Origin of the sequence: Limnofasciculus baicalensis BBK-W-15, from assembly GCF_024178385.1 — a bacterium.
In the GTDB taxonomy this organism is placed as follows: Bacteria; Cyanobacteriota; Cyanobacteriia; order Cyanobacteriales; family Coleofasciculaceae; genus Limnofasciculus; species Limnofasciculus baicalensis.
Window position 1 is genome coordinate 7,415 of the sequence record NZ_JAMZMM010000028.1, and the last position, 22,739, is coordinate 30,153.

The following is a 22,739-nucleotide window of genomic DNA, read 5'->3' on the forward strand; positions in this document are numbered from 1 at the left end:
ATTTAACCCGCGCAGGCGGGTTTTGTCTGTCTAGATGCGATTTCAATCGCCCGATGTCTCAAAGAGAAAATAGAAATTTAACCCGCGCAGGCGGGTTTTGTCTGTCTAGATGCGATTTCAATCGCCCGATTTTGAGACGGTGAGTAATTTTTACCCTGTTTGTTTCAACATCGAGATAGTTTGGGAATAATGAGTTTGGCAAAGATAATTTACAGTTTAGCGGATTAATTCGCAGTGAATGAAATCGCGGCGAATGGAATTCGCAGCTACACAAACAAAGTCCGCCTACGCGGACTAGTATAATTATGAGAGGAAATTTCACACAATTGTATCTTCATTTTGTTTGGGCGACTTGGGATAGATTGCCTTTAATTACACCAGATATTCAAAAGGTAGTCTACGCATCAATCATTGGGAAATGCGATCGATTAGGATGTAAGGTAGTTGCGATTGGTGGTATTGAGGAACATGTTCATCTGTTAACCGAAGTCCCATCTACTTTAACTGTATCGGATCTCATTAAACATATTAAGGGTAGTTCCTCTCATTTCATCACTCACGAAATTAAGCCAGGTGAATTCTTTAAATGGCAAGGCAGTTATGGCGTATTTACTGTCAGTCACAAGGATCTTGATACTGTAGCTAACTATATTAGAAATCAGGCTATTCATCATCGGCAGAAATCGCTGATTTCTGATTGGGAACTTCCCTCTAGTTAATCGGCCATTGAAATTGCCTTTTTTCAGTAGTTAGGCGATTGAAATCCCATCTACACAAACAAAACCTGCCTACGCAGGTTTCCCCAATCATTCTTAGTCCGCGATTTCAATCGCCCTTCGTTTGTGTAGCCGCGATTTCAATCGCCCCCTGAGTAGACACCTTGTTGCTATTTTAATTTAATCGTAAGTTCCCCCCACCGGGGGGAAACTTACGATTAAAATCCTGGATTCATATTTAGGCAAAACAAAGCCAGAATTCCATTAATCAAATAAAACACACCCACAATTTTAATTTCCGACCAACCACTCAATTCCAAATGATTATGAAACGGTGACATTTTAAACAGACGCTTACCAATCCCATCAGCATCTTTCGTGGCTTTATAGTAACCAACTTGAGCAATCACCGAGAGAGATTCAATCAAGAAAAGTCCGCTGATAACAAATAAACACCAGAGATTCTGACTCAACAATCCTACCGCTGCCAGTCCACCTCCCAATGCCAGGGAACCAGTATCGCCCATAAAGACAGTAGCTGGATTCCGATTATGAGCCACAAAACCCAAACAACTACCACTAAAACAGGCACAGAAAATCATCAAACCCGGTGAAATTGGGGCAACAATAGCTGCCATAGCTAATAATGCGATCGCACAAGTACCTGCTGCGAGTCCATCCACCCCATCAGTGAGGTTAGTAGCATTACTTTCAGCAGCTAATACAAACAGCGCCAAAGGCCAAAACATTGCACCCAAAGGTAAGGCTATCCCAAAAGGTAAATTAATAGTTGTAATACTGGCAGGTTGAGTTGCTGCTAACCAAATACAAAACAACAAACCCACAGTGGTTTGCAGCGCCAATTTCATGCGAGGAGAAATTCCTTTATTGGAGCGGCGGCGCACAATTTGCCAATCATCCAGCCAACCAATTAACCCATAAGCAAGAGTCACAACTGATACAGCAAAGACAGATATAAAGTCTTCTACTCCAACAACCAATCCTGACCATAAAAGAGCAACCGCTACCGCCACCGGAACGAAAAACACCCCACCCATAGTAGGAGTCCCAGCTTTTTGTAAGTGGGTTTGAGGTCCATCTTCACGAATAATCTGCCCAATTTTCAGAGCTTGCAGAAGTGGAACAGCCCAGTAGCCCAAAGCTGCTGTCAGTAAGGCACAAATCCACAAAGGCAAAGTCATTGAGACTCCTGCCAAAGGAGATTGCCCTTTTACCAAATCCAAAATTATCGATCCCAGGCTCAAACCGACTGCCAGTAACGTCAAGAGGCTTGATCCGGTTAAGTTGAACGACTGCCTAGAAGTTAATTTTGCGTCTACCACAGATATTAGATTCCTTTATCGAACATTCCTCACACAAACGCGACGCTTCGCGTCTTGACGATTCCCGTGCGACCCACCGCACTTGATGGGAATCCTATCATTGATAGGGGGGGTTTAATCAATCCCTCCAGATAATTTCCCCGGTTTTTGAAGGGTAAGTGATTGCCCAAGCAGCAGCCCAGCAAGGAAAATGTGGAAACTGATTACTATTGGAGATACTTTCCTGGTACCCGATAGGGTTCTACCACCAAGATGGTTACAATGTGGGAAACGACATGAACTGCTACGAGAGAGAACGAAACTTATCGGCGTTACCCACCTGATTCTTGCTGGTTTAGCTGAACGATGTTTGTCTATGGGTAAAAGCTACCCCATTCCTGATGGCTTACTGCGACAAACACTAATAGGACTTAGCGCTATATCACGAATTTAACGGGATTCTGTATAAGTCCTAACTGAATCAGTTCGTTGGCAGTAAACCTTCTGCATTACTTCTTTCATCACATCACATCCTTGTTCCTGATCATTTCAAAAAAAAATACCCAAACGTGAAACCCCCACCTTAGATACGGCAATTCCCCGGACGTTATACCCTAAGTGGGTTAATGTCCGGGGAATTGCCGCCAATAAATAAATTGAGCGACAGCGAATCCTTAACCAGATAACGTAGTTCGCCTGGAACCGAGTCTGGTCAAGTTAGAAGCTCTCCTACAGAGCTACCCGTCATATCCGAAGCGGGTTGACAGCGAGTTCTTGACTACTTGATGCTAACCTTAGCTCCAGCTTCTTCAAGTTGTTTCTTCGCATCTTCAGCAGCATCCTTGGGAATGGCTTCTTTGACTGGCTTGGGAGCGGCTTCTACCAAATCTTTGGCTTCCTTCAAGCCCAAACCTGTGAGTGCCCGCACGACTTTCAGAATGGCAATTTTCTTGTCAGCAGGAACTTCTTCAAGGATGACGCTGAATTCAGTTTGCACTTCAACTTCTTCAGCAGCAGCAGCGCCAGCCCCAGGCATGACACCGGGCATCATCATCATCCCGCCTGCGGGAGCAGCAGCGCTAACGCCGAAGGCTTCTTCAATTTGCTTCACCAACTCAGATGCTTCCAGCAAAGTTAGTGATTTTAGTTTTTCCAAAATTTCATCAGTTGCAGCAGACATTGATAAACTCCTTTGTTTGTTGTTTGTTGTTTGTTGTTTGTTCTTTGTTTTTGGTTGTTTGTTGTTTGTCTAATAACTAACAACTAATAACCAACAACTAATAACTAGGCATCGCTTTCTTCTTTTTGTGCGATCGCCTGGAAACAGCGACCTAGGGATGCTGGTACTTCGTTGATACTGCGTCCCAAGGATGCTGGTACTTCGTTGATACCCACGGCAAGTTTGGTTGCCAGAGAGTTAATAGCACCAGCGATTTGTGCGATCAGTTCCTCCTTGGATGGCAATAATGCGATCGCCTTCACTTGCTCCTCATTCAATGCGCGTCCTTGCATAACGCCGCCCTTGAATTCAGTCTTCTTGCTGACTTTCTGAAATTCTTGGTACGCCTTAATTGCACCACCAAGATCGTCTTTAACCAGCATGAATGCGGTTGTTCCCTTGAGGAATTCCGTCATCGGTTTCCATCTCGGATCGTCCTCCACCGCACGTCGCATTAGAGTATTCTTTGTCACCTTACAAAGAGTACCTGTAGGACGCAGACGATTCCGCAAGTCTGTAATTTCAGCTACAGAAAGCCCTTGGTAATCTATCGCAATCGCAAGCTGAGATTCACTCAAAATTTGCTTGAGATCTTCAAGAACCTCTTGTTTACTTTCTCTTGTTCTGCCCATTCTTCATCTCACCTCCTTTGTTTTTAGTTGTTGGTTGTTTGTTGTTGGTTGTTTGTTGTTGGTAATTGGTTTGGAGCCATTTGTTCTTGTAGAACAGGCATCTTGCCTGTTACAGCCATTAGTTATTTGTTTGCAAGACAATAACTAACAACCAACAACTAACAACCAATAACCAACAACAAAACCCCAGACTCCATGCCGGGGTTTCGCTTCGTATTTTTAGATCCCTGCCACTCACACTAATGTCAGTGGCACGGTAAATACTTAAGACGATCGCCTCGGCAGGATATTAAGCAATTTGCACCTGCTGTCTTTGGTACGATCCTATTGAGTTTGGGATTTGTAACTCAAATTAGACTATCTTACCTATCTTTAACTCTTACCTCTTCCCTTTTATGATTATGCAGCATCACCGACTTTCAGATCGCGCAGGGCACTAATATCGACTTCGATGGATGGTCCCATTGTCGCTGATATAAATATAGTACGCCAATAGCGACCCTTTGCTCCCGAAGGACGGTTGCGATCGATGGTTTCTTGCAAGGCTTTCAGGTTCACAAGTAGGTCTTCAGCGGAAAAAGATGCCTTACCAAAGATAACATGAACGATGCCCGTGCGATCGGCTCGAAATTCTAGTTTACCTGCTTTGAATTCGCTAATTGCCCCAGCGAGATCGAAGGTAACGGTTCCACCTTTGGGTGAGGGCATCAAACCTCGCGGTCCCAACAGTTTACCCAATTTGGCAACCTGCGGCATCATATCTGGTGTCGCAATTAGCTTGTCGAAATCCATCATGCCGCCTTGAATTTCTGTAATCAATTCCTCGGAACCGACTATATCAGCTCCTGAATTGCTCGCTTCGGTGACTTTTTCGCCTCTGGCAATGACGGCAACTCGGACAGTTTGACCTGTGCCTTTGGGCAATACTACTGTTGTCCGTAATTGTTGATCTGTGTACTTCGGATCAATTCCCAAACGGATATGGGCTTCTGCTGATTCTGAAAACTTAGCTGTGGCGGTTTCCTTTAAAAGTGTCAGTGCTTCTACAGCCCCGTAAGGTCTCTCTTCGACCTTCTTTTGCAATTCTTGGAGCCGTCGCGATGTCTTTCTTCCCATTTTTATCTCCTGGGGTTTCTAACGAAGTTATTAGCCTCTTCCCCTAATAATGTTTACTGAAGTGATGATTGGTTGTTGGTTATTGGTTGTTGGTTGTTGGTTGTTGGTTGTTGGTTGTTGGTTGTTGGTTCTTGGTCTTTCTTAACAAACAACTGATCGCAAACAACTGATCGCAAACAACTAATCACAAATAACTAATAACGAACAACTAATCAGCGATTGTCACTCCCATATTCCGGGCAGTGCCTTCAACGATATTCATTGCTGCATCAATATCATTAGCATTGATATCGGGCATTTTCGTCTGGGCGATTTCTCGAAGTTGGGAGCGTGTGATGCTGCCCACTTTCTTTTTGTTGGGTTCGCTCGATCCTCTTTCAATTCCGGCTGCTTTTCTAATTAGCACGGATGCGGGTGGGGTTTTGAGAACGAAGGTAAAGCTGCGATCCTCAAATACCGATATTTCTACTGGCACAACCATGCCCGCTTGATCTGCTGTTTTGGCGTTGTATTCCTTACAAAACGCCATGATGTTAACTCCATGTTGACCCAGTGCTGGGCCTACAGGTGGAGCGGGGTTGGCTTTCCCGGCATTAAGAGCCAACTTAATCATTGCAACTACTTTCTTAGCCATGCTTAGTTTGTCTTTTCAACCTGATTGAATTCCAACTCGACTGGTGTATCCCGCCCGAAAATTGAAAGTAATGCTTTGAGTTTGCTCCTTTCGGGGCTAACTTCAATGACTTCACCTTCAAACTCTTTAAATGGACCGGATAAAACCAAGATTTTATCGCCCACAGCCATATCAACTTTGATAACTGGCTCTTGTTCTTCGGCTTGCTTGAAGATCCGTTCTACTTCGCCTGGACTTAAGGGCATTGGTTTCACATGTCCCCGCCCTCTTCCGTAGCGACGTTTTTGTTCGGCTCCCACAAAATTAATCACATTTGGTGTGTTTTTGACAACCTGCCAAGCGTGATCGTCCATAATCATTTGGACTAACACATAGCCTGGGAAGACTTTTTCTTCTGAGTGTTGTCGCGAACCATCCTTGCGGATTTTCACGGTTGGTGTCTGGGGAATCTGCACTCTTAATATCCGATCCGCTACATCCAGGGTTTGAATGCGCTGCTCCAGGTTGGCTTTGACCCGTTTTTCACAGCCCGATGCCACCTGAACCGCATACCAACGTGCGGATGTATCCAGTTCTAACTGTTCATTAGACTCGAGTGATTCGTCTGTCACAGAACTCATCCAAATACCTTTCCTGATCCCCACGAGAAGAAGTTATCGACCAAATAAATGATGGTAGCAGAGAGAATGACCATCATTAGCACAGCGGCTGATTCGCTAATTAACTGCTGCCTGGATGGCCAAACAACTTTACTGAGTTCTTCTTTGGTTTGCTCAAAAAATTTTACTAGGTTAAACCCAGATGAAGCTTCTTGAGTCTCTGCTTCTTTTGTTTCAGTTTTAGTTTTCTTGGCCACCAGTTTTATTCTCTCCTGTCAATTTAGCTATGAGCTATACTTTGAGCGGTCAGCAATCCGATCTGGGTTAACATATATCATGATGACGAATGTTAACCTATTGCTTGCTTTAATGCTCAGTTTGTGACCGTGCCTAGTATATCTCACTTGGCAGCGTCCCAGACAGCAATTCTACCCTACAGGTTTCCACTTGGCTGGGGTTCAATCAGCTATAGCCAAACCTTTGGGCAGATGCCAAAATTTTTATCTCTCAATTATACCATTTGATGTGGACGGAAAAAGAGTTCAGTATAAATGTAGGTAGGAGTAGATTAGGTAGACTCCAGGTAGACTAGCGATTTTTAGACGGTGAAATTAAATTCAAACTCGATCGTTAAAATACGATTTAAAAACCGTAAGCCTTGCTAGACCTACGGTTTATTCGTAGCTTGAGAGTTTGGTGTAACGCGCCCTGGAGGACTTGAACCCCCGACATCAGGTTTTGGAGACCTGCGTTCTACCAACTGAACTAAGAGCGCTGGAGTTGGTGGAAGAGGTATGTCTAACCTCTTTACCTTACTTATTATAGCGCAATCAGTCGATCAATGCCAAGCTAATTTTCAATTTAATTGAGAAATTAGCGATCGAAGCGCTGTTTGATGCGAGTGGCTTTACCAACGCGCTCGCGTAAGTAAAACAGTTTCGCCCGCCGCACTTTACCTCGACTCACAATTTTGATCTCAGCAATTCTGGGAGAATGGACGAGGAAAACCCGCTCTACCCCAACGCCTTGGAAGATACGTCGCACTGTGATGGTTCTATTAATACCACCGTGGCGCATGGCAATCACAGTACCTTCGTAAGGCTGTATCCGTTCTTTGTTCCCTTCTTTAATCCGTACCCCAACCTTAATGGTGTCGCCCACATAGATAATGGGGAGGTCTGATTTGAGCTGTTCAGCTTCCAGTTCGCGAATAATTTCTTGAGCCTTCATTTTTTTTAATAAAAGTCACAGCCTCTCATTCTAGATCGAGAAGTAATGATACGTCTACTGGGAAGTGGTCTAGCGGATGCCGTATCGGGGAGTGGGGAGTGGGGAGTGGCTAGGATAATCTCTCGTAGTGATTCTTTGGAGAGCAACCGGGATCATCTTTGATTTACCGAGGGAGGATGTCACGTTCAGAATGCGATCGCACACTGCCAGGCAGATCGCAGTCCAACTATGATGGTTAGTGGGAAAATCTGTTGCAAATGCCTTATGCTATTCCGACTCTTGCCAAAATCTTCGATCTCCATCGCGACTACTATCCTGGTTGTTGGGATGGCGGGGTGCAATACTCAGTCGGGGAAAATGACTTACTCAGTCAAAACTGTTAGCGATGGAGATACGATAACGGTGACGGATAGCAGCAACAAGGATATTAAAGTGCGCTTTGCTTGTGTGGATGCGCCGGAAGTTCCCCATACTGCTGCTGAAAGGAAAAGCCGGAAGTTAGTAGACAAGAAGCAATTTGAGTGGGGAGGCAAAGCACAGCAACGATTGCAGGCGTTGCTGAAACAAGGAGGCGATCGCGTTGTGTTGACTATAACTGATACTGACCAGTATGGGCGCAAAATTAGTGAAGTCCGTCTTCCTGATGGTACGTTTGTTCAGGAAGTCTTGCTTAAAGAAGGATTAGCCCAAGTATACCGACCTTATTTGAAAGATTGCCCCAGCGCGGCGATTGTGACACAGGCGGAAGCGATGGCGAAACATAAGTCTCTGGGGGTTTGGTCCGATCCTAAGTATATTCCTGCTTGGGAGTGGCGGCACGCTAATAATTAGGGAATGGGGAAGCTCGGCTAAAAGAAAAAACGGAAAATGCGACTGCTATGCCCAAGCAAAAGAACAACAGTAGGGGCTTTCTGGCTAGGGAGTAGAGTTTTGAGGAATGAGGAATGGGTTTTAATTAAAAATCCATTCCTCAAAACTGAGAATTTTTCCCTTCAGCCTTCAGCCTTCAGCCTTCAACTGGTGTGGCGATGCCTGCGACTAGCGTTGCAGGAGCGTTGTCAGTAAAGCATCCAGACGACAACACCCGCTTTCAGCATCGCCGATTTGGTCAACTCAAACCCAATTAAGTTAAGAAATATCAACATTATTAGCCAGCTCAGAAAAAATAGATAAGCTACAGATAGGGTATATCTCCATTCCCAACTCCCCACAAAAGCAATCGAGGCGAAACTTATGGGCAGCCGCAAGCATATCAGCAGGAAAGATATCAGTGCATCAGCTTTTACCCCCAAACCCAAGCCAAATATATTGCAAACTCGTGCTTTTAGTAACGGGAAACACGCCAGAAGCAGTGAGTTACCCAAAACTGATATATTGCAAACTCGTCCCTTTTCTGATCCTGCTCAAAAATCATCCCAATCAGAAGTACAACCCCTGACACCCGAAGCACGGGAGAAAGTCGAAACATTTGGTTACAAGGGGGTGAGTATTCCCTCATTTGCACCTTCTACAGCACCACCAACAGTCCAGCGAGAGGAAGTAACTGAGGAAGATACCTCCTTGCGATCGGAAGCCGAAACAGACGAACATCAGCCAATATGGGGATTTGCCAGAGAATTCTCAAAGCCGCAGTCGGAGGAAGTATCGCCCCAATCGGGGACAATTCAGCTCAAGTGTGATGAGTGTGGAGATCAAAAGAAAGAGGAAAAACTCCCAGAAACTATTCAGACTAAAGCCGAAATATCCGAGGCAAAGGATTATACTCAAAACACATTTTCCTCAATCCGGGGAGATGAGGAAACAGAGATTTGGCAACCCAAGAATATTGGTAAGCTAGATGCCAAGATTGTTGCCATGAATGATTTGAGTGGATTATCAATAACTCAAGCTAAACCGAGTCGGATTCGGGCGAAAAAAGTTTCAGAATTAGTAGGAAATACAGAAACTTCATCAAAACCAGAAGTTGCTAGTCCTCAATCGGAAGTAGCGACAACTACAGAAACAAAAGAACAAAAGCTGCCAATTCAAGCCAAGCTGACTGTGGGAGAAGCGGGGGATAAATATGAGCAAGAGGCTGATGCTGTAGCTGCTCAGGTGGTAGAAAAGATTAACTCACCTCAACCCCAACAGCCAGTGCAGCGCCAGTCAGACACAGGGGTAACCTCAGTACCTAATATAACAGTGATGCGCCACAGCGAGGGGGGTACTGGCGAGGGAACGTCGGTTACTCAGGATGTGGAACAAGGGATACAGCAGGCGCGTGGTGGGGGACAAGGGCTTGATGAATCAGTACGAGAACCGATGGAGGGGGCGTTTGGGGCAGATTTCAGTGGGGTAAAAGTTCATACCGATGCCCAATCTGACCAACTTAATCGTTCAATTCAGGCTCAGGCGTTTACGACGGGGCAGGATATTTTCTTTCGGCAAGGAACTTATGACCCTGGGAGTAAAGGTGGACAGGAGTTGTTGGCCCATGAGTTGACTCATGTGGTGCAGCAGACGGGTGCAGTCCAGAGAAATATTGAGGTAGGGAAAAAAGATACTTCTCAGGAAAAAGAAGTAGATTCTATCTCAAAAGTAGTTACTGAAAATGAACAATCAGGATATACGTCTCCAGGATTGCAGATGCGAGCAGCGCTAGCCTACGGCAACGCCAAGGGCGATCGCAGCAGCGCAACGCGATCGCAGTTGCAAACTTCTTCACTTTCCAGGGCACTTGTTCAACGAAAAGTGGATACTTCGGGTGGGGAATGGGATACAGATAAATATGATTTGATTACTCCGGTAACTCCTGGAGGCTTAAGAGGAGTCGATATTGAATTAAAGTTTAAAGCAGGTAATGATGTTGATGCAGAATTAATTGGACTTACCCAATCTGTTAAATCAATTAAAACTAAAAAGCCTCATTTCATCAATAATGATGCCTTTTATAAAGATAGGTCTATTCAATCTGGTGATGCAATTACTGTTGACAGTAAGACTGGTGAAACCGATGAAGGTAGTATGATCGATAGGGTTAAAGATTATAATAATCCAATCTATCCAGTAGACTCGTTGCCAAGTACATCTTTGGATGACACGAGTACAAGCCCTGGTTGGGGACAACATGGATATCATTATATAGATAAGGCTAAGGCACTTCAGCATAAGGATGCAGTACTAAAAGACACACCCCAATTGGTGAGGTCAGAGAAAGAGTCAGGGCAAATTTTTGAAACTACTGCTTTAGCCACAAAAGGAGTACAATCCGGAACTTATTATGGTTCAGTACGATGGGGATGGCGAACAGACGATCAAGGTAATTTCACTAAAATCCCGCTATCGAAAGTATCCGATGGCGTACCTTCCTCTACATTTATGAAATCTGCAGAAATATGGAATGCCTCAAAATCTTCAACTGGTGCAAATACAGTAGATTTACCGATTGTGGATGTAAAAGTTACAACCGCACCTGTAACCTTAATGCCTCCTGTACCATTGCGAAATATTTCTCTCCCTCTTGGTACGCGAGTCCAGATAATTGAGGAATGGCATCCACCTCTTTTAAATGGAAGAATTAAGGTAATAGATGGAACTCACACCGGAATTACAGGTGAAGTAAGTTATCAAGAATGGGGAAATATCACTGACGAAAGACGATAAGATAAATGGAAAACTACATTGCCATTCTATTGACTATCACTTTAAACTCATCATCTTGTGTAATTCAAGAGAACAATGTTATGCAATCGCAAATTATGCAATCAGAACCGATTGAAACAATTGCTATAAATCTCACTGATGCAGGTTATTCAGGATTATTCCTATCAGGTAGGCATAACTTATCTGATTCCATTTGGCAGAAGGGAGAAAATCGTATTTATTTAGAGCAAATTGTCCAAAGCAGCAATTATTCTGATTTAACCCGTCTTTTGGCTTCCGAGATATTATACGAAAAAGTATCCCATTATCCACCTGAAGAATGGGAGGACAATTTGGCTTACGTCTATGCCCAAGCTTTGGCGATTACTGGCTCCGAAACAGGTGACTTTCAGATATTGGGAAATCAATGGGGTTTCATGTACCATACTGATAAGCAAGGAGTAAAGGATTATGGTACATTAGGCACACACCTAGTAAATACAGGGAAGAAAGCTATTCCTTATTTAACAAAATTATTAGACAATTCAGAAATCATTTTCTATGAGGGCAGCCAGGAAGCCACTCTGGGAAATAGTCTGAGATACCGAGTGAAGGATGCAGCAGCATTCTATATAGGTAAAATCGCAGGTATTCCAGTTAAGTTTTACGAGCAAAATGCTGATAGAGATGCAGAAATTGAGCGGCTAAAAGAAACATTGAAAAAGAATAATTGGCATGAATAAAGCAGAAATATCTGAATCCGATGATTTCCGGGAGTTAGAGAATCAGGTAGAAAAGGGTAATCTTTTCGCTCATACTGTATTGACCGAACAAATCATGCGGATTAATGAAAATGAGTCGTTTATCTATGGGCTGATAGACTATCTCATTCAAAAAGGAATTGTTCAGCCGGATGAATTAAAGGGAGTCGTAGAATCTGTCCGGAAAGAAATTATAGAAAAAAAAGAATTTGCCAGATTGGGAGTTGCCATTCGGGTAGATAGCGATGAGGATAAGAAGCAATCTGTAGTTGTCAATTGTGAGGAAAGACTCCACATTTGTCAAGCTGTTTGCTGTCGGCTGCATTTCGCATTAAGTGTAGAAGAGATTGAAACAGGTAGAATGAAATGGGAGTTAGGTAAACCTTATTATAATCGGCATCACGAAGAGGGATATTGCCATCAAATGAACTTAGACAAAAAGTGTTGTAACATTTATGAAAATCGCCCATCCGTATGTAGAAAATATAGTTGTGCCAACGATAAAAGAATCTGGAAAGATTTTGAAAAAATGGAACTTAATCAGGAATGGATTGAGGAAAATCTAAATAAAAAAGAATTTGGGTTAGTAGAAGTTTTTATGGATAAATCGTAATCTTCTGGAGATTCTCTCAAAACAAACTCCCAAAGCCACACCTAAAGACATGACCTCAAACCAACCCATTTTTGACGCAATAGTCAACTTCTTCACCCAAGACAATTGGTCATTTACTCAAATAAAAAAACAATCAACCTTACGCCTAGCCTTTAAAGGAAAAAACGGAAAATGTGATTGTTATGCCCAAGTCAGAGAAAAAGAAAAACAATTTATCTTTTACTCAGTTTGCCCCACCCAAGTACCAAAAACTAAACGTAGAGTTGTAGGCGAGTTTCTATTAAGAATAAATCATGAGAAAGTTATCGGCGGTTTTGATTTAGACTTTAATAATGGTGAAATCCGCTATAAAACTAGTATTAGTTTTAATAATAAATCCCTTACTTCCGATACTATAAAAGATTTAGTTTATACCAACTTGATGATGATGGAGCGATATCTACCGGGAATTAGATTGGTGATATCTGGCTTTATTTCCCCAGAAGAAGCACTCGCAGAAACAGAAAATCTGGCAGAATGATTCATTACATACAAAAGATCCAAAGAGAAAAAGCGCCTGGGAGTCTGGCCGTGTTTCGACCCCAAGCGCTTTTTCTTATTCCTCACACACACAACTTCATCATACACTATCTTTTCCATTTGTCAAGCATGAGTAAGATTTTGGTCGCCCAGAGGCAGGGTGAAGGATGGCGAGATAAGGATTCTGGTAATTGGCTGAAGATTTTGGTTGCTATCCTTCACCCCGATAAAATTAATGGTTTCGCACTCTACTAATTCCGTCTTTCAAACAGATTTCTTATCAATCTGTTGCTGAAAATAGTTGCGCAAGTTTTCGGCTAATGCCTTAACCTCAACAGCACGATGCAACAATTCTAAATCGATGTTTTTGCGTAAATACAATCGATTGATATCAGCAACGGTGACATTGTTTTCATCTCGATGAATTAATTCTATTCCATCTCCTACTCCCACTTCACCTTCTTTCACTACAGAAAAGTAAATCCCTGACAGATGACTATCTTGAAACCGTTTTACTATGTCTGTGCGTCCAAATTTTATCCCCAGTTTGTAGCAAGGTCTACGAGGTTGTGTTACCATAATTTCGGCTGAACCTATTCGGAAACGATCGCCAATATTAACAGTATCCTCCAATAACCCAGTTGTGGTCAAGTTTTCGCCGAACATTCCCCAAGGTAAATCCATATCGGGTAACTCACCTCGCCAGTAATCGTAATGCTCAACTGGGTAGGCATAAACTGCTTTATCTCTTCCCCCATGTACGGTTAAATCTGCCTGTCTATCTCCATCTAGGTTAAAAAAATGCAGGTTTATCCGCTGAGAAATTGGCTCTTTAAAAATTCCCGTTGCCACAGTTTTTCCTTGCCAGGTAACTTCCCGGGGTAATCCAATATTGAGAGATACAAGTTTCATGATATCCTTTTAGCGATCCCGTTCCTGCATTGTTCGCACTACATCAGTCACAACTTTTCTGGGCAAAAATCGAATTATGTTAGCAGCAATCCAGTTAAATAAACCATGAATTGCCACAACTTGTCCTTTCTCCATCGCTTTGTAAGCATATTTAGCTACATCTTCTGCTGTCGGTAATTTCCGCCCTTTAACTAACCTTGATTCTTCCATTGCTGAAGCTTGTTGAAAACCCGATTCTGTTGCACCAGGGCAAAGGGCGGTGACTGTAACTCCAGTACTTTCTAGTTCATTAGCAATTGCTTCTGAAAAGGATAATACATAGGCTTTTGTAGCATAATAAACGGCCATTAAAGGACCTGGTTGAAATGCGGCTGTTGAAGCAACATTGACTATTTTCCCTCGTCTTCGTTCAACCATTCCCTTTAAGAATAATTTAGTCATTTGGGTTAAGGCAACCATATTGACTTGCATCATATCTGCTTCTTTTTCCCAATTAGTATTGACAAATTCGCCAAAATCTCCGAAGCCAGCGTTATTGATTAATACATCAATTTGTATTTGATCTTTTTCCAGATCATTGAATATTTGAACTGCTATATTGGGTTGAGAGAGATCTTTGCCTAATACTTTAACAATGACTTGGTAGTTTTGTTCAAAATTTCTTTTAATTTCATTTAGCTTATTCTCATTTCTTGCCACCAATACTAGATTATCTCCGTCTTGAGCAAATAACTTTGCCAATTCGTACCCAATCCCGCCGGATGCGCCTGTGATTAATACTGTCTTAGGCATCTTGACACCTCTGCTTTGCTAGATAGATTCTATTTTAGCTGGAATTTAGTTTTAGAGGTTATTTTTCTGTGGTGGTGTGACAGGGCTAAAATTGTCCATGTTATGTAAACACGAAGGCACGAAGACACGCAGGAAGAGGAATGAATGGTAGTGAGTTAATATTTTGGTGGGGGTGCAATAATCAATAACCAATTGTTTTTGTGAGGTTATACTGGGATTACTTTATGCTTTTTAGCAATATTTATGACTTTTTCCATGTCGGGTGGTAAGCTTTTGATTTCACTATTTTAGGATCGGTAGTAGGGTGTGTTAAGTAACGCACCCTACTGATGCCTAGCAAATACTCAGTCGCTGAAATATTCGGAGTTAGTTAAAAAACAGGGTTTAACTACTTAATTTAGCAACTCCAAAGGTAGCATTGAATTTGCGACACCAAATAGCAGCCGATTTATAGTCATCCACTTTTATATTATCAGGGATGGGGTAACTTTGAGCGCCAGTAAATTTTGCTAAGGGAGCGACAATCGCGTAATCTCCTTCTTTAAGGGAGTAAGCTGGCGGTTTTGTCGAACCGAGTATGTCATCAGAGCGATGTAGAATAATAACAAGATCCGGTCCTTGCTCTGAGGTTTTAAATGCTCGATCCAATTCTAAATAAGATTTGCCATTTTTGGTGACAATCTTAACAGCGCCTTCCGTCGGTTGTTCCCCAGCAACAAATGTACCTGATTTAACTATATTCGATGGAGATGCAGGAGTATCTTGGGTTTGAGCGACAGCACTAGGAGAAGCGGTTACAGGAGAAGTGTCAGTAGGTTGATTTACCGATGCTCCTTTTTGACAACTAATTGTCAATAAGTAAACTAACCCAAGCAATAATATATGTTTCAGATTCATCGTTTTATTCTCTCCGATCTTCATTTCACGAATAACACCATTGTCGGTATTATGTCTATAGCCATTATGACTCGTAGATAGTATGTCAATATGATGTATTCATAAATAATTTATGGGTAAAAGCTGAGAGTTAGACTACAATACTTTCAGGTATTTTTCAGGAAATACTAAGGTAGAAAGACTTATTTGTTTCTTTGTCTGCTGGTTTATATTAAGTAATTAGTAAAAATACTTCAGATTTATAGCAGATTGCAGGTTTATGAAGTACACCCGGTTTCTTTGAGAAACCGGGTTTCTCTGTACCTCACTCACCTGCCAAGGGCTATAATCAGCTATTCAACCGTGACAGATTTAGCCAAATTCCTCGGTTGATCCACATCTAAACCACGCCGCGCCGCTATATGATATGCTAATAACTGTAACGGAATTACAGTTAAAATTGGTGAAAGTAATTCATCCACCACAGGTACTGGCAAAAGATTATCAAATACATGGGCAGCCTCTTCATCATTCATCGGCGTTACCCCAATTAACCTGGCATCTCGTGCCTTAGCTTCCTGGGCATTAGAAAGCACCTTTTCATACACCATTCCTGGCATTGCGATCGCAACTACTGGCACTTTAGCATCCAATAGCGCAATTGGTCCATGTTTCATCTCACCTGCCGGATAACCTTCGGCATGAATATAACTAATTTCCTTCAGTTTCAGCGCCCCCTCTAAAGCAATCGGAAAATTAATCCCCCTGCCAATAAAAATGAAATCTTGAGTTTCCGAGAAATCATGGGCTAACTCTTCGATATACCTTTCTTGACTCTCCAAAACTATCTCTATTTGGGCAGGTAATTGCCGCAGCCCAGTAATAATTTCGGCAATTTTCGATAATGGTAATGTTTTTCGTCGATAGGCTAAATCCAATGCCAAACAGTAAAATGCCACTAGTTGAGTAACAAAAGTTTTCGTAGCCGCCACACCAATTTCAATCCCAGCATGAGTCTCAATAATATGAGGCACTAAATGGGCTAGAGAGCTTTCTGCACGATTAGTAATTCCTAATAGTTTAACCTCATATTCCGCACCCAAATCTATCCGCCGCTGTCTTTCCATTTCCAGCGCCGCCAAAGTATCAGCGGTTTCTCCAGATTGAGTTACCCCAATAGTTAGAGTGTTTTTCATTAACGGTGATGGTGCATAGCGAAACTCAGAAGCATATTGCACCATTGTGGGAATTCCTGCTAATTGCTCTAACAAATATTTCCCTACCAAACTTGCGTGCCAACTCGTACCGCAAGCTAATATCTGAATCTGTTCTAAGTTGGCGTACAAAGAATCAGGAATTCCTAGCTTAATGGGTGGCTGATTTGCAGCGGATGAGCTACTGGTAGCCTTGGAGATGGGAGGAGAAGAAACGGATGGATTATTCCTTTTTTCTCCTAATTTTCCTCCCACATCCGTCACCCCATCCGCTGCTAAATCCGTTACCCCATCCGTTACATCCGTTAACCCATCCGCTGCTAAATCCGTCACCTCATCCCTTACATCCGTTACCCCATCCGCTGCTAAATCCGCTACCACGCCGCTACCATCAAAATGCCAATCATCATTAATATAATTTTCCAAACAACTCCGTACTACCCCAGGTTGCTCATAAATTTCTTTGAGCATAAAATGGCGAAATCCTTGCTTTTCCACTTGCACTGGATTCCAATTTAGAGTACGAGGAAATTTCTTGAGTCTATCCCCGCCAAAATTATAAACCTCTACACCCAGAGGAGTAAGTCTAGCTAATTCCCCATTTTCTAGATTTAAAACAGCACTAGTATGAGGCACAATTGCAGGGGTATCTGAAGCACAGAAAAATTCCCCTTGTCCAAAACCGATAATTAAAGGAGCCTGTTGTCTTGCTACAATTAGTTCATCGGGATAATCTGCACAAATAACTGCGATCGCAAATGCTCCTTTTAGTCTATTTACAGTTTGTCTTACTGCTTCTAAGAGGGGAGTGGGGAGTGGGTTTTTTGGAGTAGGGAGATTTTGTAAAAATTCGGCAATTAGGTGGGGGATAACTTCAGTATCAGTATCGGAAGAGAATTCATGTCCCCGTTTTTGCAATTCTTCCCGCAATTGGCGATAGTTTTCAATAATACCATTCTGCACCACCGCTACTCGCCTACGGGTATCCGTATGGGGGTGCGCATTATATTCTTCTGGCTTACCGTGAGTTGCCCAACGGGTATGCCCAATCCCAATTTGTGCAGGATTAGCAATTTCTTCCAGCTTTTGCCGCAAATTATAGAGTTTACCCTTGGCACGAATGGAGTGGATATCTCCTTCCCAGATAGTCGCAACTCCAGCAGAATCATAGCCCCGGTATTCGAGCTTCTCTAACCCCGCCATTAAAATATCTGTAGCCGCTTGAGTACCGATATAGCCAACTATGCCACACATTTGACAGTTCACTCCTAGTGCTTTGACGAGCTTTTCGCATCTTTGATTAAGGCTAATGGGCAATCCTCATCACGTCAAGTGCTAAGGTGATTTGCGATCGCTACGCCTCTAATTGCCAATTGACTGGACAAAGGTGGACAAAGCATACATATAACCATCCTTGCGGTGAATTGCTTTACAGTATTTGTGACGCACCGGGCTAACCTTGCCTTTTGTTGAAACCAGCTCAAAAACTCCACTTGCTCGTACAATTAGTCTACCAACATGAATACCTGCAAATTTCCCTGTGGGCAGGGTTGCTTGTACCATGTCGCCAGTTTTGAAACCAAAAAATGTCTGACACCGCGTTTTATGTTTAATCGGAAAGCCATATTTATTTGTCGTACACATCTGACGACTTCCCCACCCTTTAGCTTTAATCAATAAAGGCTTTGAAGTCAAGATTTGTAAGCTTGACACTACTCCCACACAGGCTGCATCTAACCAATGAGTTTTCGGTAGTTCTAATCGAGTACGATTGTATTTTGTTCGACCACCTGTCCCGGTTTCAACGGGTAAGCCTATTTCTTTCAATCTGTTGAATAATGCCCAACGAGTAGCATTTACTGCTGCTGCATCTTTTAATGGTTGTTTGGCTTGTTTCAAGATACGTGATAGTACTTCAGTCTTTTTGGCAAGAAAATCTCTAATATCCCTAGAACCTTTAGCTTGATTGCATTGATGACAGGCAAGGGTTAGATTGGAGACGCGATTGGTTCCACCTTTTGATTTTGGCTGAATATGATCTATTTCTAGAGGTAAGTTTTCTACACCACAGTAGGCACATTTTCTACCCCATTTTGAGAGCAAATATTCTCTAATCTCATACCCAGCTAGTTCTCCTTGTTGGTACTCAATCCCCGATCTCTCTGGATTTGACATGGCTTGGGTGTCAAACTTAACTAATTCCTGAGATATCCCTGTAATAGGAACATACCGACATATACGTTTAACCCAAGTCATAATATTTTCGATTCGAGATTCAAGACTTGGCGGTAACCATCCTAATTTTCGAGTACGGTTTAAAAACCGAGGTTGACGATACCTGGTTTTCCGATTTCTCCGATGACGACGAATAGCACGACGGGATTCTAAGTCATGCTTAATTTCTTCTCCTCTGTGGGTTAATTCCGCACCCCAAATTACTTGGTTATCCTGAATAATGGCTAATCCGGTAACTTGAGAACCTGGATCAATTTTTAATTGATGAGGCTGTGTTTTGGGGTGAGATATTTTGTGCTTCAGGATAATTGTAAATGGGTAACGTCGATAGATAGCGGCTTTACCCTGTTTTAACAATCGCCTTGCTTGTCCCGGTGGTATTGGGTTAAGCTGTTGGTAATTAGTATCGAGAACAAAGACGAAATTAGACATGAATGTCCTCCCTTTCGGGGTAATGTTTTCCGCGCCAATGTTTTCAGGGCTTTTTAGGTCAATTACACTTCCTCGGGCCAAATACAGATGTTTAATAATTGACGACAGAGCTACAGGCTGGAAAGCACCTGTAGGTGTCATCACCCTAAAAACGTAGTTTTTTACGCTTGGCTGGCTATCTCTATACTGTTTGAACTGGTTGTCCAGTTTTGTCCAGTGTTTGGTGGATAGCGACTATAATCGATAGATAACACAGCAAGCCATCGCCCACAATACCTAAGCTGTCAAGCAGCTAATTTGTATAAATGAGGCAGGCAAGATGCCCGCTCTACAATGGAATTATCTGACTAAAAATGCTGAAATCCCCGTGTTATAGTCAGGATCTCATCCCCAAAAACTCCACTACTATCTCTTAACAAAACCTCCTCCCCATCCGTAATATAACCAATAACCGCTGCCCCCTCACCTAACTCTTGTACTAGGAATTGAGCCAATTCATTGGGTAAACATAAAACTAATTCAAAATCTTCACCACCATACAAAACCCAATCCCAAACCTCCTGCGGTGAAACTAACTGATTTAATGAAGGTGGCAGAGGAATCTGCGATCGCTCAATTATAGCCCCAACCTTACTCGCACGACAAATTTGTGCGATCGCATCTGCTAAACCATCGCTGCTATCCATACCGGAAATGGGGAATGGTCCAGCGGATGCCATATCGGAATGCTCCAGGGGATGCCATATCGGAATGTTAAATTTTGACTTTAATAAAGGTAAAATATCAAGTCTAGGTTTAGGGCGTTGATGAGCTTGAATTAAAAATAATCGTTCCGCTTCATTGAGAGATTTGCCTAATGCCGGATTAAGTAATAATTCCAATCCTGCCCGTGAAGCACCATGAAAGCCAGTAACCATAATAACATCACCAACTTTTGCCGTTGAGCGACGGATAGTATAGTGGGGAAAAACTTGACCAAAAGCAGTAATAGAAATAGTAATAATAGGTGAACGACAAATATCACCACCGACGATAGGAGTATTATACCGATCTAAGCATTGAGTCATGCCTTGATATAATTTTTCAACCCAAGAAACGGGTAAATCGCTTCGTAGACTTAAACCCACAGTAATACCTAAAGGAGATGCACCCATTGCTGCTAAATCAGATAAATTAGCAGCAACAGATCGCCAACCGACATCGTAGGGAGTAGTAGTGCGATCGCTAAAATGCACCCCATCGACTAAAACATCTGTAGTTACCACCAGAGATTTACCCGCATCTGGCGACGGAATTACTGCCCCATCATCACCAATAATATCTTGTGGACAGAAACGCTGTACTATTTTTAGGAGTCCTTGTTCTCCAATATCTTTAATTAAACTTTCTTCAACCTTCATACTTCATACTTCATACTTCATACTTCATCCTTCATACTTCATACTTCATACTTCATACTTCATACTTCATACTTCATACTTCATACTTCAACCTTCATCCTTTTTCCAGAATACGCCCATGTAGTTTAGGAAAGCGATAAAATGTATCACCATCTGGATCTACTTCGGGAATAGCAGCAAACATTTTGACTTGTCTATCTAAATACTTTCGCGCATCTTCCACATCCACACGCGACGCTGCTGTTAGCTGAATTAAAGAAATACAACTTGATTGTTCTTCCAGAAGCCGATAGAAAGCATCATCTAACTGCTGCTTCGTAAAGGCATTTTCCAAATTCTGCTGAGGATTTTTGGGAACACCTCGCAATAATACAACCCCTAGAACAATTAGTGTAATTACCAATAGTAAGTCAATAATGGGCATATCTTTCCGTTGAATGAAGTAGATCTCAGAAACCCTGAAATAGATCTCAGAAACCCTGAAATAGATCTCAGAAACCGGGTTTCTTTTTACTGAAACAACCCGGTTTCTTTGTACCTAAATAACCTAAAGATGGCGATAATTCTACCCTTGATTAGCGACTAGCGGCTGAACCAAATTATCAGCACCTTCAACGACGGTAGCCGACTCAATAATATCACCCACTTCAAGTTTACCCAGGATATCCTTGCCATCTACAATATAGCCAAATACGGCATAATTGCCATCCATCAAATTAAAGCCAGCAGGTGTTATTTCCTTATCAAACTGGAAGAAAAAGAACTGAGAAGATCCCCCATTTACATCAGTAGCTGGATGTCCCATACCGACAGCACCATAAGCAGAGAAAGGCAATACGGGAATGTCTAAATAAAGTCCCGCCTCCTCAAAAGTAATACCATAGATCGGCTCTGGATCGCCTTTGACCAATATTTCCAAAGGAATAGTGCGATACTCATTAGTATCCGGATCGATAAAACCAACTTGCGCCCCTGGTGGATCGCCAGTTTGGACGACAAAATTATCCTCTGCACGGGTAATTGGAAACCCATCATAGAAACCCCGCTGCACCAAATCAACAAAATTTCCGGCAGTAACAGGGGCGCTGTAACCATCAACAACCACAGTGATATTGCCTTTATTTGTCACAAATTCAACTTTGGCACGACCCTTAAGTTGTGGTAGATTACTATATTCTGAGGGTACTTCAAAGGGAAACTCTTGCACCATCATCTGTTCGAGTTCTCCTACTTGATCGAGTAATATCTCCCGTTCAAGTAATATCCGATCCCGATCCTTAACTTCCACCGCAGCGCGGATTGTAGCAATACCATCCTTCATCTGGGTAATTAAGGCTTCTGCTTGCAGTTTTTGATCGTCGGGTATCTCAGCAAGAAGTTGAGCGCTTTGAATACTCAATACTGTAGAGGCTTTGGAGATATCCCTACTAACGGTACTCCACCGCTGACGGCGCATTTGTAGCTCTACCTCTTCAAGAGAGGCTTGTATATCCCGCACTTGCTGGTTGTCAATCGGTAGCGCATACCGTAATAGCGCTGCCTCATCTGTAATTGGATCTCCCTGCGCTAATTGACTATTACGGGCTGGTTGACTAGCACCAAAGTTCCACCAAGCCCCAGAAAGGGTTACTGAAAGGGAAACCAATATTACTGCCAAGAGGCTAGTTTTAGCCAAACGCTTGTACCAATCGAGCTTTAGAATTTTTGAAAGTCTCATAAAACCTATTGCCAAATCCTTCAAACCATTAGGATTTAGACTTATCCCCAGGGTGTAAAACGTCATCTATCATCTTGCCACGATTGGGTTCCGGATTAGAGGTTCCGGATTAGAGGTTAGGGGTTAGGGGTTAGAGGTTAGGGGTTAGAGGTTAGGGGTTAGGGGTTAGAGGTTAGGGG

General features: G+C 42.6%; 25 protein-coding genes, 1 tRNA gene and 1 other annotated feature. Of the genes, 9 read left to right on the plus strand and 17 right to left on the minus strand.

Annotated elements, in window-relative coordinates; translation table 11 throughout:
* The first annotated feature begins 305 nt into the window (after nucleotides 1–305).
* Nucleotides 306–719, plus strand: coding sequence for an IS200/IS605 family transposase (tnpA, locus tag NJ959_RS04755; protein WP_254010605.1), 414 nt, complete (start codon nucleotides 306–308; stop codon nucleotides 717–719).
* A 215-nt stretch (nucleotides 720–934) separates the two neighbouring features.
* Here the strand turns inward: tnpA and mraY are convergent, their stop codons facing one another.
* Nucleotides 935–2,059 carry a phospho-N-acetylmuramoyl-pentapeptide-transferase gene (gene mraY, locus NJ959_RS04760; RefSeq protein ID WP_254010606.1) on the minus strand — a complete coding sequence of 375 codons (1,125 nt, stop codon included), beginning with the start codon at nucleotides 2,057–2,059 and terminating at the stop codon, nucleotides 935–937.
* Between the two features lie 190 nt (nucleotides 2,060–2,249).
* On the opposite strand from mraY, the gene NJ959_RS04765 reads away from it, so the two are divergent.
* Nucleotides 2,250–2,492 (plus strand): hypothetical protein, encoded by a 243-nt coding sequence (locus tag NJ959_RS04765; RefSeq protein WP_254010607.1) that lies wholly within the window; start codon nucleotides 2,250–2,252, stop codon nucleotides 2,490–2,492.
* Nucleotides 2,493–2,816: 324 nt separating this feature from the next.
* Here NJ959_RS04765 and rplL read toward each other — a convergent pair whose 3' ends face one another.
* From rplL to rplS, 8 genes are all read right to left on the minus strand, one after another.
* Complete coding sequence (gene rplL / locus NJ959_RS04770) at nucleotides 2,817–3,218, minus strand: 50S ribosomal protein L7/L12 (protein ID WP_254010608.1); 402 nt, start codon at nucleotides 3,216–3,218, stop codon at nucleotides 2,817–2,819.
* A 104-nt stretch (nucleotides 3,219–3,322) separates the two neighbouring features.
* On the minus strand, nucleotides 3,323–3,889 hold the full coding sequence (gene rplJ / locus NJ959_RS04775; RefSeq protein WP_254010609.1) for a 50S ribosomal protein L10: 567 nt from the start codon (nucleotides 3,887–3,889) through the stop codon (nucleotides 3,323–3,325).
* Nucleotides 3,890–4,058: 169 nt separating this feature from the next.
* Nucleotides 4,059–4,224 (minus strand) — a sequence feature (ribosomal protein L10 leader region).
* Between the two features lie 64 nt (nucleotides 4,225–4,288).
* Nucleotides 4,289–5,005 carry a 50S ribosomal protein L1 gene (rplA, locus tag NJ959_RS04780; protein WP_254010610.1) on the minus strand — a complete coding sequence of 239 codons (717 nt, stop codon included), beginning with the start codon at nucleotides 5,003–5,005 and terminating at the stop codon, nucleotides 4,289–4,291.
* 208 nt (nucleotides 5,006–5,213) lie between these two features.
* Nucleotides 5,214–5,639, minus strand: a complete 426-nt coding sequence (gene rplK, locus NJ959_RS04785) for a 50S ribosomal protein L11 (RefSeq protein ID WP_254010611.1) — start codon at nucleotides 5,637–5,639, stop codon at nucleotides 5,214–5,216.
* A 2-nt stretch (nucleotides 5,640–5,641) separates the two neighbouring features.
* The gene (gene nusG, locus NJ959_RS04790; RefSeq protein WP_254010612.1) at nucleotides 5,642–6,259 is read right to left on the minus strand and encodes a transcription termination/antitermination protein NusG; all 618 of its coding nucleotides are present in this window, start codon (nucleotides 6,257–6,259) and stop codon (nucleotides 5,642–5,644) included.
* Nucleotides 6,256–6,495, minus strand: a complete 240-nt coding sequence (gene secE / locus NJ959_RS04795; RefSeq protein WP_254010613.1) for a preprotein translocase subunit SecE — start codon at nucleotides 6,493–6,495, stop codon at nucleotides 6,256–6,258. Before secE ends, nusG begins: the two co-directional genes overlap by 4 nt.
* A 445-nt stretch (nucleotides 6,496–6,940) precedes the next feature.
* Nucleotides 6,941–7,013: transfer RNA gene (locus NJ959_RS04800), tRNA-Trp, on the minus strand.
* Nucleotides 7,014–7,111: 98 nt separating this feature from the next.
* Nucleotides 7,112–7,468 carry a 50S ribosomal protein L19 gene (gene rplS, locus NJ959_RS04805; RefSeq protein WP_254010614.1) on the minus strand — a complete coding sequence of 119 codons (357 nt, stop codon included), beginning with the start codon at nucleotides 7,466–7,468 and terminating at the stop codon, nucleotides 7,112–7,114.
* A gap of 257 nt (nucleotides 7,469–7,725) precedes the next feature.
* Here rplS and NJ959_RS30085 point away from each other — a divergent pair, with 257 nt between their 5' ends.
* From NJ959_RS30085 to NJ959_RS30090, 7 genes are all read left to right on the plus strand, one after another.
* A complete protein-coding gene (locus NJ959_RS30085; protein WP_256528736.1) occupies nucleotides 7,726–7,851 on the plus strand; it encodes a hypothetical protein in 126 nt (41 codons plus the stop codon).
* The gene (locus tag NJ959_RS04810) at nucleotides 7,826–8,299 is read left to right on the plus strand and encodes a thermonuclease family protein (RefSeq protein ID WP_254010615.1); all 474 of its coding nucleotides are present in this window, start codon (nucleotides 7,826–7,828) and stop codon (nucleotides 8,297–8,299) included. The genes NJ959_RS30085 and NJ959_RS04810 overlap by 26 nt, the downstream gene beginning before the upstream one ends.
* Nucleotides 8,300–8,701: 402 nt before the next feature.
* Nucleotides 8,702–11,110 (plus strand): eCIS core domain-containing protein, encoded by a 2,409-nt coding sequence (locus tag NJ959_RS04815; RefSeq protein ID WP_254010616.1) that lies wholly within the window; start codon nucleotides 8,702–8,704, stop codon nucleotides 11,108–11,110.
* An 80-nt stretch (nucleotides 11,111–11,190) separates the two neighbouring features.
* On the plus strand, nucleotides 11,191–11,832 hold the full coding sequence (locus tag NJ959_RS04820) for a hypothetical protein (protein WP_254010617.1): 642 nt from the start codon (nucleotides 11,191–11,193) through the stop codon (nucleotides 11,830–11,832).
* Entirely contained in the window at nucleotides 11,825–12,463 is a 639-nt protein-coding gene (locus tag NJ959_RS04825; protein ID WP_254010618.1) for a YkgJ family cysteine cluster protein, read from the plus strand. Before NJ959_RS04820 ends, NJ959_RS04825 begins: the two co-directional genes overlap by 8 nt.
* Before the next feature lie 49 nt (nucleotides 12,464–12,512).
* Nucleotides 12,513–12,983, plus strand: coding sequence for a type III secretion system chaperone family protein (locus NJ959_RS04830; protein WP_254010619.1), 471 nt, complete (start codon nucleotides 12,513–12,515; stop codon nucleotides 12,981–12,983).
* Nucleotides 12,984–13,111: 128 nt separating this feature from the next.
* Entirely contained in the window at nucleotides 13,112–13,237 is a 126-nt protein-coding gene (locus NJ959_RS30090) for a hypothetical protein (RefSeq protein ID WP_256528752.1), read from the plus strand.
* A 9-nt stretch (nucleotides 13,238–13,246) separates the two neighbouring features.
* Here NJ959_RS30090 and NJ959_RS04835 read toward each other — a convergent pair whose 3' ends face one another.
* From NJ959_RS04835 to NJ959_RS04870, 8 genes are all read right to left on the minus strand, one after another.
* A complete protein-coding gene (locus NJ959_RS04835) occupies nucleotides 13,247–13,894 on the minus strand; it encodes an MOSC domain-containing protein (protein ID WP_254010620.1) in 648 nt (215 codons plus the stop codon).
* A 9-nt stretch (nucleotides 13,895–13,903) separates the two neighbouring features.
* Nucleotides 13,904–14,686 (minus strand): SDR family NAD(P)-dependent oxidoreductase, encoded by a 783-nt coding sequence (locus NJ959_RS04840; protein ID WP_254010621.1) that lies wholly within the window; start codon nucleotides 14,684–14,686, stop codon nucleotides 13,904–13,906.
* Nucleotides 14,687–15,070: 384 nt separating this feature from the next.
* A complete protein-coding gene (locus tag NJ959_RS04845) occupies nucleotides 15,071–15,583 on the minus strand; it encodes a DM13 domain-containing protein (protein WP_254010622.1) in 513 nt (170 codons plus the stop codon).
* Between the two features lie 332 nt (nucleotides 15,584–15,915).
* Complete coding sequence (gene glmS, locus NJ959_RS04850; RefSeq protein WP_254010627.1) at nucleotides 15,916–18,030, minus strand: glutamine--fructose-6-phosphate transaminase (isomerizing); 2,115 nt, start codon at nucleotides 18,028–18,030, stop codon at nucleotides 15,916–15,918.
* Nucleotides 18,031–18,138: 108 nt separating this feature from the next.
* Nucleotides 18,139–19,443 carry an RNA-guided endonuclease IscB gene (gene iscB / locus NJ959_RS04855; protein ID WP_254010623.1) on the minus strand — a complete coding sequence of 435 codons (1,305 nt, stop codon included), beginning with the start codon at nucleotides 19,441–19,443 and terminating at the stop codon, nucleotides 18,139–18,141.
* Nucleotides 19,444–19,790: 347 nt separating this feature from the next.
* Nucleotides 19,791–20,843 (minus strand): thiamine-phosphate kinase, encoded by a 1,053-nt coding sequence (gene thiL / locus NJ959_RS04860; protein WP_254010624.1) that lies wholly within the window; start codon nucleotides 20,841–20,843, stop codon nucleotides 19,791–19,793.
* A gap of 94 nt (nucleotides 20,844–20,937) precedes the next feature.
* Nucleotides 20,938–21,267 carry a hypothetical protein gene (locus NJ959_RS04865; protein ID WP_254010625.1) on the minus strand — a complete coding sequence of 110 codons (330 nt, stop codon included), beginning with the start codon at nucleotides 21,265–21,267 and terminating at the stop codon, nucleotides 20,938–20,940.
* Between the two features lie 141 nt (nucleotides 21,268–21,408).
* Nucleotides 21,409–22,560: a peptidylprolyl isomerase gene (locus NJ959_RS04870; protein ID WP_254010626.1), complete on the minus strand. Its 1,152-nt coding sequence runs from the start codon at nucleotides 22,558–22,560 to the stop codon at nucleotides 21,409–21,411.
* Nucleotides 22,561–22,739: the final 179 nt, after the last annotated feature.

Bases quoted from the DNA above. Each gene is read 5' to 3' on its own strand.
- rplL (WP_254010608.1), bottom strand. From the start codon at position 3,218: ATGTCTGCTGCAACTGATGAAATTTTGGAAAAACTAAAATCACTAACT.
- NJ959_RS04810 (WP_254010615.1), top strand. From the start codon at position 7,826: ATGACTTACTCAGTCAAAACTGTTAGCGATGGAGATACGATAACGGTG.
- NJ959_RS04830 (WP_254010619.1), top strand. From the start codon at position 12,513: ATGACCTCAAACCAACCCATTTTTGACGCAATAGTCAACTTCTTCACC.
- thiL (WP_254010624.1), bottom strand. From the start codon at position 20,843: ATGAAGGTTGAAGAAAGTTTAATTAAAGATATTGGAGAACAAGGACTC.
- tnpA (WP_254010605.1), top strand. From the start codon at position 306: ATGAGAGGAAATTTCACACAATTGTATCTTCATTTTGTTTGGGCGACT.
- NJ959_RS04815 (WP_254010616.1), top strand. From the start codon at position 8,702: ATGGGCAGCCGCAAGCATATCAGCAGGAAAGATATCAGTGCATCAGCT.
- NJ959_RS04820 (WP_254010617.1), top strand. From the start codon at position 11,191: ATGCAATCGCAAATTATGCAATCAGAACCGATTGAAACAATTGCTATA.
- NJ959_RS04840 (WP_254010621.1), bottom strand. From the start codon at position 14,686: ATGCCTAAGACAGTATTAATCACAGGCGCATCCGGCGGGATTGGGTAC.
- glmS (WP_254010627.1), bottom strand. From the start codon at position 18,030: ATGTGTGGCATAGTTGGCTATATCGGTACTCAAGCGGCTACAGATATT.
- nusG (WP_254010612.1), bottom strand. From the start codon at position 6,259: ATGAGTTCTGTGACAGACGAATCACTCGAGTCTAATGAACAGTTAGAA.
- NJ959_RS04870 (WP_254010626.1), bottom strand. From the start codon at position 22,560: ATGAGACTTTCAAAAATTCTAAAGCTCGATTGGTACAAGCGTTTGGCT.
- iscB (WP_254010623.1), bottom strand. From the start codon at position 19,443: ATGTCTAATTTCGTCTTTGTTCTCGATACTAATTACCAACAGCTTAAC.
- NJ959_RS04835 (WP_254010620.1), bottom strand. From the start codon at position 13,894: ATGAAACTTGTATCTCTCAATATTGGATTACCCCGGGAAGTTACCTGG.
- rplJ (WP_254010609.1), bottom strand. From the start codon at position 3,889: ATGGGCAGAACAAGAGAAAGTAAACAAGAGGTTCTTGAAGATCTCAAG.
- NJ959_RS04765 (WP_254010607.1), top strand. From the start codon at position 2,250: ATGTGGAAACTGATTACTATTGGAGATACTTTCCTGGTACCCGATAGG.
- rplA (WP_254010610.1), bottom strand. From the start codon at position 5,005: ATGGGAAGAAAGACATCGCGACGGCTCCAAGAATTGCAAAAGAAGGTC.
- NJ959_RS30090 (WP_256528752.1), top strand. From the start codon at position 13,112: ATGAGTAAGATTTTGGTCGCCCAGAGGCAGGGTGAAGGATGGCGAGAT.
- rplS (WP_254010614.1), bottom strand. From the start codon at position 7,468: ATGAAGGCTCAAGAAATTATTCGCGAACTGGAAGCTGAACAGCTCAAA.
- NJ959_RS04865 (WP_254010625.1), bottom strand. From the start codon at position 21,267: ATGCCCATTATTGACTTACTATTGGTAATTACACTAATTGTTCTAGGG.
- NJ959_RS04845 (WP_254010622.1), bottom strand. From the start codon at position 15,583: ATGAATCTGAAACATATATTATTGCTTGGGTTAGTTTACTTATTGACA.
- rplK (WP_254010611.1), bottom strand. From the start codon at position 5,639: ATGGCTAAGAAAGTAGTTGCAATGATTAAGTTGGCTCTTAATGCCGGG.
- NJ959_RS04825 (WP_254010618.1), top strand. From the start codon at position 11,825: ATGAATAAAGCAGAAATATCTGAATCCGATGATTTCCGGGAGTTAGAG.
- NJ959_RS30085 (WP_256528736.1), top strand. From the start codon at position 7,726: ATGCCTTATGCTATTCCGACTCTTGCCAAAATCTTCGATCTCCATCGC.